A 12498-nucleotide genomic window follows, 5' to 3' on the forward strand; every position below is an offset into this window, starting at 1 on the left:
CAACACCCATAGGAGCCGCACGTTGCTCAGCGTCGACGATCTCTCTCGCCTTGCCTGCCCGCGCTGCCGGGGGACGCTCCGCTTCCGGGGGCAGACGCGCAATCGCCGGCTCGGGCGCGGCGGGATCTCCTGTTACGGCTGCGGCGCCCACTTCCGGGTCGAGGACGGACTGGCCCACCTCTATCGAGACGAGGAGGTGCGCGGCAGCGACCGGCTGATGCGCGTCGTCTACAATGGCATGGCGCCGCTGCACAACCTGGCGGTGCGGGTGTTGCTGCCGGTGTTCCAGCAGGGCACGGAAGACGAGTTCCGCGGCGGCTACATGCCTCGGCTGGAGCTGGGCGCGCTCCAGCATTCTCCCGGCGAACAACCGCTGCGGATCCTCGAGGTGGGCATCGGAGCAGGCGCCAACCTGCCGTGGCTCCGGCGCGAGCTGCCAGCCGGAGTCCCCGTGGAGATCTGGGGCTGCGACCTCAGCGCTGGGATGTTGCACGTGCTCCGCCGTGAGCTGCGCCGGCGGGGAGAGCGCGACATCCGGCTGCTCTTCGGCGATGCGCACGCCCTGCCCTTCCCGGATCACTCGTTCGATCGCGTCTTCCATGTGGGCGGCATCAACGGCTTCCGAGATCCGGCGTTGGCCATGGAGGAGATGGCGCGTGTGGCGAAGCCGGGGACGCCCATCGTCGTCGTCGATGAGCACCTGGATCCCGCGCGAGATCCGAACCTGTATCACCGCGCGATGTTCAAGCTGGTGACCTGGTACGACGACGATCCGCACTGCCCGGTGGAGGCGGTGCCGCCCGGCGCGGTGGACATCACCCAGGATCAGCTCAGCCTGTTCTTCTTCTGCCTCAGCTTCAAGATGCCAGTGCCGGGGAAGCCGCGGGTGTAGCGGGCCTCACGGCTCCTCGCGGCTCGGATCCTGATTCATCAGCACGTCGAAGAGCGCCTGGGACTCGCCCCCGGTGAAGTCGATGTTGGCGCCATTGAAGCGGCTGGCCGCATCACTCGCCATGAACGAGACGAACCGCCCCACCTCCTCGACGGTGGAGACGCGCTGATGCGCGGACGCCCGGACGAGCACGTTCTGCAGCCGCGCGAGCCTGTCCTGGCCGAACGTCTTCTCCACCGCGGGCGTGAACACACCGCCGAACTTGATCAGGTTCACCTTGTAGCCGAGCGGCCCCAGCTCGCGCGCCAGGTGGCGCACGTAGATGCCGAGCGTGGCCTTGGTGGCGGCGATGAGCCCTGCGCCGCGCAGCACCGAGTCCTCCATCCAGTTCGACAGCCCAAGCAGCTGCGCGCCGGGAGCCAGCAGATCGCGATCGAGCAGCTCCTGGGTCCAGTAGAGGAACGAGTGCGCCATCGACTCGAAGGTCTTCTGGATCTGCTTCGGCGCCACCCGCTTCTTGCCGCCAGTGGCCAGCAGCCCCACGGACGCGTTGGCGAGCGAGTGCACGAGGATGGATACACTGCGCGGTCCCGCTACCTCGAGCAGCTCCGCTGCGCCCTGCTGTACCCCCTCGTAATGACCGGCGTCGCCCAGCCGGAAATGAACCCGCCGGCCCAGCGCGCGAATGTCCTGCTCGGTCGCCGCCGCGTCCTCCGGATGGTTCCCACGGTGGATGCCGAAGACGTTCAGCCCTGGCTCCTTCGCGAGCGCCCGCGCGATGGCCCCCCCGGTGCCGCAGGAGGCCCCCAAGACCACTGCCCACTTTCCCTCAACGCCCTTCGCGCTCATGCCGGTAATGCCCCCTGTTTGGGAATGGGTTGCCTGCCACGCGCCTCCTCGAGGAGCCCCTGCACCGCGCTCGACACCCGGACGTGGAGCCGCTCCAGCGCGGAGCGATCGCCGGGGTCCACATCTCCCAGGTGGATGGGCTCGCCGATATGGCAGGTGATCTTGACCGGGAACGGCAGCGTGAACGGCCAGGGGCCGGTCATCCCGAACGCAAGCCACAGCGGGAGCGAGCCCGGCAGGCGCAGGCGCTTTCCCAGGGCGTAGCCGTCATTCAACCCGATGAACGTGTCGTCCACGCCGGTCCCCGCGGTGGGGATGATCGGCAGCTTGTACTTGAGCGCCAGCCGCAGGTAGCCGTACCGGTTCCCCCAACGGACCGTGTAGCGGTCGCGGAAGCTGCGGCAGCCCTCCATGGAGCCCCCGGGCGTCACCATCAGGGACTCGCCGCGCGCGAGCGCCGCCTCGGTGTCCTCACCGTCGCCCGTGACGAAGCCCAACCCCTCCACCATCCAGTTGATGCCTGGAATGAGTGCCGCGGTCCGGTGCATCACGGCGCGGATGCGCATGCGCTGCTCGCGCATGTGCTCCATCAACATGCACATGTCATGCGCCATCGCCCGCCCGTGATAGCCGACGATGAGCGAGCTTCTGTCGGGATCCAGGTGCTCGAGGCCGTGCACCTCGAAGCGGTGGTAGCGGCGCATCAGGTTCCAGTAGCTGGACCACGCCGTGCCAGCGATGACGGGACCGAGCGTCATGTCCCTGCCCGGAAGAGGAGGGCGCCGTAGCCCGTCCCGGCTCCGACGGCGGTCATCAGGATGCGATCCCCCGGGCGTACCTTCCCGCTGCGCATCAGGCGGTCCAGGCTCACTGGGATGGAGGCCGAGCCCACGCTGCCGATCTCCTCGACCACCGAGATCGTGCGCTCCAGCGGAAAGCCCATCTTGTCCAGGATGATCTCGAGCATCCGCCCGTTGGGCTGGTGCGGGAGGATCCATTCCACGTCGCGCAGCTCGATCCCCGCCTCGGCCACCACCGCGCGCGAGCTCTTGAGGAGCGCCTCCACGGCCTGGTTCGTCAGCGTGTCGTAGGAGGCATCAAACTGGAGGTGCGGTGCAACGCCCGTCCGGCCAGGGTGGTTCATGGTCACCTGGAGCCGCAGCTCGGCCGCGCTCCTCAGCCAGGAGGCGAGCAGCCCCTCACCGGCGCGCCCTGGCCCCACCACCGCCGCCGCCGCCGCGTCCCCCATCACGAGGTACGGGCGTGGCTTATCGACTGGCAGGTAGCGCGAGAAGATCTCTCCCGCGACCACACCCACGGGGCCGTACCCGGTGGCCACCGCTCGCGCCGCCGTATCGAGCGCGGTGAGGAAACCCGCGCAGGAATTATTGAGGTCGAAGGCGTCGCAGGTGTCATCGAGCCCAAGCCGCTCGCATACGAAGTGCGCGGTGCCTGGGATCAGCATGTCGCCGCCGGTAGAGCTGACGAAGATCACCCGGCGCAGCTCGGAGGCGGCGAGGCCGGCATTCTCGAGCGCGCGTGAGAGCGCTTCGGCGGCAATCTCTGCCGCGGTGGTGCCGGGCTCGACCCAGTACCGCGTGGCGACGCCGATGCGGCGCTCCGTCTCCACGGGGTCGCGGTTGGGCATCGCCCGCTCGATCAACTCGCGGGTCGGGACGCGGCGGCCAGTGAGATGACTTCCCGTTCCCAGAATCCGAGCCGGGATCATGAGGTGCGTCCTTTGGAGGTGCCCGAAACGTCTTCGGGCAGGAAAGCTGCCGTGGGGATTGGTGACATCCGCTGCATGTCTCGAGACACTTCCTCGCAATGTCCGCTGCTGGCGCTCGCCGCGGCCAGCGAGTGTGCGTTACCGCGCGCGGGAGGGTCAAGGGGCCCGAGCCCGCCGCCCCACCGCCAGGGTGCTGCCTGTTGCGCGCAACTGCTGGTTGACTTAAGCAGGGCGACGCCCGGCTCCCCTCTGCCCCGACCACGACGGCCCCTGCTTTCTCGTACGTCCTCAAGACGCAGCCGTTGACAGCGTGGTGGCGGGCGCGCGTCAGCTGTTTCATCCGGTTCTATAGCTGGCGAGTGCCTGTTGCATGCAGCATGCTTTTTGTCCTCATCACCCGAGAACGCTGTCATGAACCCGACCCCGATGTTGCCCGGCTACCGCAGTCCGCTGAGCCTGCTCCTGCGAAACCCGATCTTCTCGATGGCGAGCCCCCACGATCTGGGCTGGCTGTTGAGCACCGCGAAGTCGTGCGATGCCAGCGCGCAGAAGACGCTCTGCGAGCAGGGCCAGCGAGCGACCGCCTTCTACGTGCTGATGGACGGTATCTACGAGATTGAGCGCAAGCCCGGAAGTGAAAGTCACTTCCTGGGCTGTGGCCAGGCCGGCGGCGGAATCATCGGATTGGAGCCCCTGCTCGAACCGAACAGGAGCGGGAATTACGCTGCCAAGGTCACCGCGACGGGCCCGGGCAGGTATCTGACCATCCTGGCCGATGACTTCTACGCGCTCATGGACAGATCGTCGGCATTCCGGCAGTCCATGCAACAGCTTCTGCAAATGCGGTCCGCCGCGGTGAAGGCCGTGAGCACTCCCGTCACGGTGGAGGCCGTGAGCGCTCCAACCATCGGGGGGCCCCGCCAGCCCGGCACGATCGCCCAGTTCGTCTCCCTGGTACCCGGCCTGCCCCTCCCCCTGCTCATCTACCTCCTCGGCCAGGAGATCGTCAGGCAGTTTCCGGGCGACAGCGTTGTCATCTTCCGGCAAGGAGGGCTGGAGCCACCCCAGCTCATGCGGGTGCCAGGGCTGCCCCGGCTCGCTATCGCCAGCGGACCGCCCGAGTATTTGCAGCAGCTTGCCCGCCTGTTCGACTACGTCTTCCTCGACGGAGTCAGCTACGACGCCCCCACTCTGGTGGTGAGCCTCCTGAGTGGTACGCCGGACCGGGAGCGCGAATACCTGCCCGCCTATGTGCAGCAACCGGCGCTGCTCCAGACCGTGGTACTCACAGAGCAGTCGCGCCCCTGCGGCTGCGACCTGGGCTGGGTAGGGTCGAACTGGCAGCCCAATGAGATCGTGCAGACGGCCCGCCTCCGCCTGGACCTGCCGACGCTGCGGGCACTCTCAACGAACTGGGACCCAGCCACAGCCCCCCTCGTCATCGGGCCTACGATGCGGCGGAGCATCGCCGCCTGGGCGCGCGCCGTGACCCAGCGCCGCACAGGGCTCGCGCTGGCGGGCGGCGGTGTGTGGTCAATGCAGGCGATTCATGTCCTCAGGGAGCTGCACCGGCGGAACGTGCCTGTCGACGTGATCACCGCCAGCAGCGCCAGCTCGATGCTCAGCGCCTATTACGCCACCAAGGGACTCGACGGCCTCGACCTGCTCGTGGAGCAAGCAAACAGCGGCAAGCTGGACGCCATGGCGCTGCTGACCGTGGCCACCTCGCCCAAGGTGATGAGCCTGTTCTTTGAGCAGACCCTGGGCCCTCAGTGCCTCGAGCTGCTCGACCTCGAGTTCTATCCCGCCTCCACGAACATCACGCAGGGCCAGGGAGTTGCCTTGGTGAGTGGGCCGCTCAGCAAGGCCATCGCCGCCTCCAGCTCTTCCGTCCCCGTGGTGGCCGCCACCATCAATCAGCGCCAGCGCTTCGTCGACGGCGCCTTCTCCAACAACGTACCCGTCCAATCCCTCTCGTATTTCAACGCGACGCTGACCTTCGCCGTGAATACGTTTCCGGTGGCACGACGGCCAGAGTCCATCCTGCCGCAAGCGCTGCAGTCCCTGTTCAGCATGGGCCCGATCAACCGCATGCTGGACTTCGCGACCGCCTTCAACACGCTCGGCTCATTGGCAGGTGCGCTCGAGGGAGAACGGGCGCAGGTCTCGTGGGACTTCAGCACGCCAATCGACTTGACCTACCTGACCACCATCAACTTCTACCGGACTTCGGAGATGGTGGAGTCCGCGGCCACCGACGAGGGGCTCAACGCGAAAATCGACGAGTTCGAGCGTCAGTGGAGATGCCTCCAGCGGCGAGGCACCACGCCAGGGGAGGCAGCCACAGTCTCTACGCTCAGGGAGGTCGGCGAAGCCCTCAGCCTCCCCCGTTGATCCTATGGCGTAGGACGGAGGTTGCCGAGGTGCTCCGGGCGGCCCCGCACGCCCGGGCGGACACGGTAGAGCGAACCTCCGACGTTTGACGTGTCGTCGTGATTGTAGCCCGGCGGCGCGTATGTGCTGATGAAGCGGTCGGACGCAGTGGTGATGTAGAGCTCGTCGAGATCACGGCCGCCGAACATCACGCTCGCGACCTGGCGAACCGGCAGCTTGATCCGCCGCTCCACTTTCCCCTCGGGATCGAAGCGAATCACCTGGCTGCCGTACCACTGCGCGCTCCAGATGAAGCCCTCCGCGTCCACCGTCATCCCGTCCGGCATGCCGTCCTCAGCCGGGATGCGCGCCAGCACCCGCTTGTTCGACAGCGCGCCGGTCTCCGGGTCCACGGCATACGCATAGATCACGCGAGCCAGCGTATCGGTGTAGTAGAGCGTCCGGTCATCCGGGCTGAAGCCCAGCCCGTTCGACATCTGGATGCCCTCGTCCACCACCCGGGCCGGGCCCTGCCCGTCGATGAGATAGAGCTTCCCGGTCTTCTCGAGCCCGTTCGCCCCATAGTACACCGTCCCGGCGTAGACGCGGCCGCGAGGATCGGCGATCACATCGTTCAAGAACAGCGCTTCGCCCTGGTGCTCGCGCAGCAGGGAGACCGGCTCTTTCCCCGGACGGTAATAGTGGAGACCGAAGGGGCCCGTGGTGAGGAGCGCGCCATCACGGTTGAGCACCAGGCTGAACGCCATCACCGTGGAGGTGACGACGCCCCGCCGGCCCGCAGCGGGAGCGTATTCGTGGATCGTCTGCGACTTCACATCGGACCAGAGCAAGCGCTGTCCGGCGACGTCCCAGAACGGCCCCTCACCCAGAAGATCGCTCCCACCGACGGCCTCGACCTCAACGTTCATGCCAGCACCCCGCTAGAGCCCAACAGACCCCAACGATAAGCAGCCAGCGCTAAAAAGTGAACAGACCCGTGGATCAAGAGCCTGAGCGCCCTGGCCTACTCCTCCGCGGCGGCGGGGGGGTGGAAAGCGCTCCAGTGCTTCAGGATCGAGCCCTTCTTTCCCATGCTCTCCCTGAGATGATCCCGGGCCGTCTGGATGATCTCCGGGCCCTTCCACATCGCGAAGAGCTGGACGTCTCCCGCCTTGAGGTTGACGAGGTAGTCGGCTGCGAGCTGGCCCTGGTCGTTTCCCGCGACATAGCCCAGGACGAAGTTGGCCCGGAGCGAGTCCTCCAGACGGCCGAAGAACAGGCGGCCCACCTTGCGCAAACGAGCGATCGGTGAGCCTTGGCCGAATACCTGGGGCGGCGCCGATGGAACCACGTTCGAGGCGATGACGTAGTCAGCTCCCACCTCGCGCAGGATCCTGCACGGCACGTTGTCCGAGAAGGCACCGTCCACGAGGTTGTGCTCGCCCACCGGAAGGCTCGCCACCAGCGGAGGAAAGCTCCCCGACATCCGGACGCCCCAGCCCATGGTCGTCCTCAGGTCGTAGACGGACCGATGCGTCGAGAGATCCGTGCCCACCGGGAAGAACGGAATCTCCGTGGTCGAGAGACATGGCACGTCGACGCTCTGGGTCCATTCCCGGATGTGGGAGTCGATGTAGCGCTCGAGGGCCAGGGACGAGAGGGAGGACAGGTGGACGGCGCGGAGCAGGCTGTCCTGGGTGACCGCACCCAGCCAGGAGCTGGCGGTGTTGCTCTCCACCAGTTGGTCGAGCGCACGCCGCCCACCACTGACATAGATCGACCCGATGATCGAACCGATCGAGGCGCCGGCGACGTAGTCGATGGGAATGCCGGACTGCTCCAGCTCATGGATGAGCGCGACATGGGCGAAGCCCCAAGCGCCTCCCCCGCTGAGCGCGAGTCCCACGGTGCGGCGCTCCACCACGCGCGCCATCCTGCGGAAGGCGCGAGCCAGGGGTGACAGGTTCTGGGGGCGCCACTTCTCCGCGACCGGCGCCGCCGCGTGGGGATACGGCCCGGGCAGGCCACCCAGGAAGTCGACGAGGGAGCCGTTCTCGTCCTGGGGCTGTTGCGAGGAGCCCTTCTCCTTGGAGCGGTGGAGCTGGCGTGCGAGCGCGTTGCTGAAGGTGGCGAGGCTCACCTCGTCGGGTGGGATGCGAACCTGCTGCCTGACGGGGACGGCATGCAGATCTTTCTCCGGGGTGAAGAGCATGTTCTTCAGCCCCCAGTCGATGCGCTCCCTCACCGCGCGCTTCCTCTCGCGCGAGACGTACCTGGAGCTCATCCAGTAGACCCACGTCAGGGAGGGAGGCTCCAGCTTGAGGGAGCCCTTCTCCTCATCATCGCTGAAGCCGTACTTCGCGTCGGCGTCATCGGTCACATAGAAGACCTCGTGACTGATTCCGTTCAGGCTCCGGGCCAACGCAGCCACCGCTTCATCCTGGGCTGTATCCCTTCCATGCCGGTGGCTGGAGACGACGACGTACCTGACATCCTTCTTCGAGCAGGCGTAGTCCACGATCTTCTTGATACCCTCACTCGCCAGTTTGCTCGGGCAGAAGATCTGGAGCTTGCCCTTGCCCACGGCGATGGGCTGGGTGGCCTTGAAGCTGAACATCATCTGGTCGTCTTCGGAGGGCGGCCAACGCCCGATGCGCCATTGCCGGGCCGGAGACCGGCTCGCCTCGTGCGCTTCCTGGAGCAGGCCCGAACCAAACCAGGTGGTGAGGTTCTCCTCGCCATGGACATCGACGAGTTGAACCACCTCGCCGGTGTCGAGCGCGAGCGCCGCTGCCAGACCATAAGCCAGCAGGTCGGTGTCATACGCATCACTCCCGTGCGCGCCCTGGACACAGACTATCTTGGGCGGCGGCGTGGAAGCATTCGCGTCTGGGCTGAGCACACTCTCCACCCGCGACCACAGCGCCTCGGTGTCGTCGAGCGTCCAGCGGAGCGCGTACCAATTGAACTCGAGGAATTCCGTATCGGGTGCCAGCCGGACCTCGGTGACACGAGCCGGCTCACGGAGCTTGAACGCCGGCAGGCTCGTCTTGTTGAGCGTCTTCTCTCCGTCGCGCCGGTAGATCTGATCGACCAGATCCTCGATCGTGTGTTCGGAAATGACTTTGTCATTGCCAAGCTCGAGTTCGAGCGCTTTGACCTTCTCTCTGTCTGTATCATCGAGCTCGAGATGAGCATTCGAGATGGCCTCGTGCCCAAGGAGGTCGCCCTGGCCGAACCTGGCGACGAGCCCCGCGGTGCCAGGGATATGCGCGCGAGCCGAGCCCTGGAGAATCAGCGCGGTCCGGAACGAAGGCTCTCCGGCCTTCAGGTATCTGAAGCCCGTGCCATGGTCCCTCACGCGGCAGAGCGCCCCGAGCTGCATCAGGTATTCGCGATCCGGCGGTGGGAGGAGCCTCAAGACAGGGTTTGACCTGAACAGACCGAGGATCTCCTCGCGCCGCGCGAAGCGGACGAGCACCTGCTGCCTCACGAACCGAAGAAAGCTCTCACTCTCCAGGAGCTCGAGCGCCTTGTCTTCGGGGATGTGATGCGTCCGGACGTCGCCGCTGGCGACAGCCTCCAGGGTGATCTTGTCGAAGGAGGGCCACTCTTGCTCGAGTTCTCGCACGCGCCAGAGCAGCTGCGGAAACCCCATCCATTGACCAGGCCGGTACTGGACGATCTCCTGGCGACGTTCATGGCGAGTGCCTTGATGCGTGATGGCCAGCAGCCTCATGTTGCCTGAGATGAGCAGGTGAAGTCCTGCCGGGAGGTCGCTCTGGCGCTCCGGGGAGGCATATTCGAGACATCTCGCCCCAGCCTTGAACTGGAGCAGTTTGCCCTTCATGCCCCCCTTCGCCCTGGCGTCAAGCACCGGGTGCAGAGCTAACGCCGCCGCTGTGATGAATCGATCGTCTCGACAGACCTTGTCGTATTCCGCCGGGTCCTTCTCCACCATCGTGCTCACCGTGGAGTCCTCAGACAGGCGCAGGGTGGCCAGCGCCGTCAGGTGCTGGGCGAGATGAGCGAAGGGCTCCAGCTCAGGGTGGGTGAGCCGCAGATGGGGGTCAAGCGGATGGTTCATGGGTACCTTGTAAGGAGCCAGCGGCTGGCAGCGCCTCCAACATCGAGAACAACCGCTGAATGTCGATGGGCTTGTCCATGCAGGGGTTGCGCGCCGTGCTCAAGAAGGCGCGCGTCTCTTCCGTGAAGGCCCCTCCCGTCATGAAGATGACCCGCTCGGCCTGCTCCGGAGCCAGCCGCTCCAGCTCGTGATGGAACTGGGCCCCGCTCATCTCCGGCATCATCAGATCGCAGAGAATGGCGTCGTGCTCAGCAGCCTGCGCAAGGCCTTGCCCACGGCCGCCTCGTCGTCGAGCACGAGCACTCCCAGCCCCTGGCGGGAGTGCTTCGTCTTGAAATCTTGCGCGACCACCTGCTCCTGGGCCACGCGCAGCTGGATCCAGAACGCGCTGCCCTGGCCTGGCTCGCTGTCCACGCCGAGGGTGCCGTCCATCTCGCTGACGAGGCGGCGGCAGATGGACAGCCCCAGCCCCGTGCCTAACCCGGTGCACATCCGTCGGGCCGAAGTGCTGCCCCTCGGGGCGAGAGAAGATCTTGATGTCGCGGATGATGTCCCGGATGAGCCCAGCGCACGAGAATGCCTCGCGCAGCGCTTGCAGGGGCTCCCGGGAGTCTCCCGGCTCCTCGAGGCGGTTCAAGCCATACTCCAGGTTCATCATCAACGAGGCGAGCGGGTTGTTGAGCTCATGCGCCACGCTGGCCGCGAGCATGCCCAGCGAGGCCAGCCGATCCGACAGCATCAGCTGCTCCCGCATCTTGCGGCGCTCGGCGCGCAGCTCGGCCTCGCGCAGCTCGCGGGCCACGGCGGGGCCCAGCCGTCCCAGCCGATCCTTGAGCACGAAGTCGTGGACGCCCGCCTTCATCGCGGCCACCGCCACATCCTCGCCGATCGTCCCCGACACGATGAGGAACGGCACATCCAGCCCTCGCTGCCGCACCAGGGAGAACGCGCTCAGACCGTCGAAGTGGGTGACGGCATAGCCGCTGCGCAGCAGCTCGCGCAGCAACAGGGTGGCATCGTCCTCGGAGTCCTCCACGAGGAGCAGCCGCAAGGGCTGTGCACTCATCCCTCGCCTCGCTCGTTCAGGGTGAAGAAGAAGCAGGCGCCTTGGCCTGGCTGGCCCTCACCCCAGATGCGCCCTCCATGGCGGCGGATGATGCGCTGCGCAGTTGCCAGGCCTACGCCGTTGCCCTCGAACTCCGACTGCGAGTGCAGCCGCTGGAAGACGCCAAACAGCTTGTGCTGGTACGCCATCTCGAAGCCGGCGCCGTTGTCCTTCACGAAGTAGGTGCGGCCCCCGGGCTCCTGCGTCGCGCCGAACTCGATCTCCGCCGTGGGGCGCTCGCGCGTGAACTTCCAGGCATTGTCCAGCAGGATCTCCAGGAGCGAGCGCAGCAGCTGCGGGTCGCCCTGGTCCACCAATCCCTCCTGGAGGGTGAAGCGCCCGGTGCGCCCGGGGGACTGGGCCTGGAGCTGCCCGGAGATGGCTCGCGCCAGGGCTGACAGATCGCACTGGCTGGACACCACCGTCGCGCGGTGGACCCGCGAGAGCGCCAGGATGCCGTCGATCAGCTTGGACATGCGCTGGGTCCCACCGCGGATGCGCCTCAAGTAGTCCTGGCCCATGGCATCCAGCTGGCCGGCGCAGTCCTCCGTCATCGCATCGCAGAAGCTGATGATGCCGCGCAGCGGGGCGCGCAGATCGTGAGCCACGGAGTAGGCAAAGGACTCCAGCTCACGGTTGGCGGACTCGAGCTGGGCGGTGCGCTCGACGATGCGCCGCGCGGTCTCTTCATTGAGCTTGCGGCTCTTCTCCTCTTCGCTCCGGAGGGCCTTGTCCAGGCTCTTCACGAGCGACATGCCCCCAATGAGCAGCCCCTGCGCATCTCGCAGCGGAATGCCATTGCACCGGATGTGCCTGCCTTGCGGCACGTTCTCGTTGCGGATGAACAGGTCCACATCCCCGACTTCCTCTCCCTTCACCGCCCGCAGGAGGGGGTGCTGATCGACTGGGAAGGGTGTCTGCTCATCCGGGTGGAAGAGCCCGAGGGCATTGCCTTGCGAGGCCGCGGTGTCCAGGCCGCCGACGCCGAACAGCTGGCCGGCAAAGGGACTGGAATAGACGATGGTTCCCCTGGCATCGGCGATGGAGACGCCTTCGGAGAGGGTGCTCAGGGCCGATAGAAGGAGTCCCTGTTGCTGGACCTGGAAGAGATCTTCGCTGTGTTTGGGGTGTGGCATGACCTCTCAAGGAGCCAGGATGCCCTCCCAATATACGCCAGCCCCTGCACAACTGTCATGAAGATGACGCTCTGGGGCCGCGTTCTTCCAGGGGGCCGGTCACCTCGAACAGGAACGCGGCGTGCCCGAGTCTCCCCAGCTGTCCGCCGCTGGAGCACCTTCTGCGCACGGAAAGTGAACCTCGGTGGCTTTTTCACGTCCGCGCTGCACGAGAAATGAAACGCGCAAGCTATTACAGCAAGCAAGTCCTACCATGAGTTAGAATACTGGTATCAACTCCGAACCCACAGCCTTGATCATGAAACATTTCTCTCTCTTCCCTCTTTC

The 12498-nt window shown here is 66.2% G+C and carries 9 protein-coding genes and 2 pseudogenes; 2 read left to right on the plus strand and 9 right to left on the minus strand.

The features are described from left to right. Positions 1-22 precede the first annotated feature (22 nt). Positions 23-892, plus strand: coding sequence for a methyltransferase domain-containing protein (locus ACJ8AT_RS20520; RefSeq protein ID WP_407739474.1), 870 nt, complete (start codon positions 23-25; stop codon positions 890-892). A 6-nt stretch (positions 893-898) separates the two neighbouring features. On the opposite strand, the gene ACJ8AT_RS20525 is transcribed toward ACJ8AT_RS20520, so the two are convergent. The 3 genes from ACJ8AT_RS20525 to ACJ8AT_RS20535 are packed head-to-tail and all read right to left on the minus strand — an operon-like array spanning position 899 to position 3389. Next, a complete protein-coding gene (locus ACJ8AT_RS20525; RefSeq protein ID WP_407739475.1) occupies positions 899-1741 on the minus strand; it encodes an SDR family NAD(P)-dependent oxidoreductase in 843 nt (280 codons plus the stop codon). Beyond that, positions 1738-2499 (minus strand): lysophospholipid acyltransferase family protein, encoded by a 762-nt coding sequence (locus ACJ8AT_RS20530; RefSeq protein WP_407739476.1) that lies wholly within the window; start codon positions 2497-2499, stop codon positions 1738-1740. The genes ACJ8AT_RS20525 and ACJ8AT_RS20530 overlap by 4 nt, the downstream gene beginning before the upstream one ends. Next, positions 2496-3389, minus strand: a complete 894-nt coding sequence (locus ACJ8AT_RS20535; RefSeq protein ID WP_407739477.1) for a 3-oxoacyl-ACP synthase III family protein — start codon at positions 3387-3389, stop codon at positions 2496-2498. Before ACJ8AT_RS20535 ends, ACJ8AT_RS20530 begins: the two co-directional genes overlap by 4 nt. Positions 3390-3881: 492 nt before the next feature. Between ACJ8AT_RS20535 and ACJ8AT_RS20540 the strand changes: the two genes are divergently transcribed. Then, complete coding sequence (locus ACJ8AT_RS20540) at positions 3882-5864, plus strand: cyclic nucleotide-binding and patatin-like phospholipase domain-containing protein (protein ID WP_407739478.1); 1983 nt, start codon at positions 3882-3884, stop codon at positions 5862-5864. A 2-nt stretch (positions 5865-5866) separates the two neighbouring features. Here ACJ8AT_RS20540 and ACJ8AT_RS20545 read toward each other — a convergent pair whose 3' ends face one another. The 6 genes and pseudogenes from ACJ8AT_RS20545 to ACJ8AT_RS20570 form a co-directional block, all read right to left on the minus strand. Next, entirely contained in the window at positions 5867-6772 is a 906-nt protein-coding gene (locus ACJ8AT_RS20545) for an SMP-30/gluconolactonase/LRE family protein (protein WP_407739479.1), read from the minus strand. Positions 6773-6867: 95 nt separating this feature from the next. Beyond that, on the minus strand, positions 6868-9930 hold the full coding sequence (locus ACJ8AT_RS20550; RefSeq protein WP_407739480.1) for a patatin-like phospholipase family protein: 3063 nt from the start codon (positions 9928-9930) through the stop codon (positions 6868-6870). Further along, positions 9914-10384 (minus strand): two-component system response regulator, encoded by a 471-nt coding sequence (locus ACJ8AT_RS20555; RefSeq protein ID WP_407739502.1) that lies wholly within the window; start codon positions 10382-10384, stop codon positions 9914-9916. The genes ACJ8AT_RS20550 and ACJ8AT_RS20555 overlap by 17 nt, the downstream gene beginning before the upstream one ends. Then, a pseudogene (locus ACJ8AT_RS20560) lies at positions 10351-10422 on the minus strand (hypothetical protein); the annotation flags it as partial. The pseudogene ACJ8AT_RS20560 and the gene ACJ8AT_RS20555, both read right to left, overlap by 34 nt. Before the next feature lie 31 nt (positions 10423-10453). After that, positions 10454-10996, minus strand: a pseudogene (locus tag ACJ8AT_RS20565) (histidine kinase dimerization/phospho-acceptor domain-containing protein); the annotation flags it as partial. Continuing rightward, positions 10993-12171: a sensor histidine kinase gene (locus ACJ8AT_RS20570; protein ID WP_407739481.1), complete on the minus strand. Its 1179-nt coding sequence runs from the start codon at positions 12169-12171 to the stop codon at positions 10993-10995. The gene ACJ8AT_RS20570 and the pseudogene ACJ8AT_RS20565, both read right to left, overlap by 4 nt. Positions 12172-12498: the final 327 nt, after the last annotated feature.

Source organism: Hyalangium sp. (genome assembly GCF_045802625.1).
Lineage (GTDB): Bacteria > Myxococcota > Myxococcia > Myxococcales > Myxococcaceae > Hyalangium.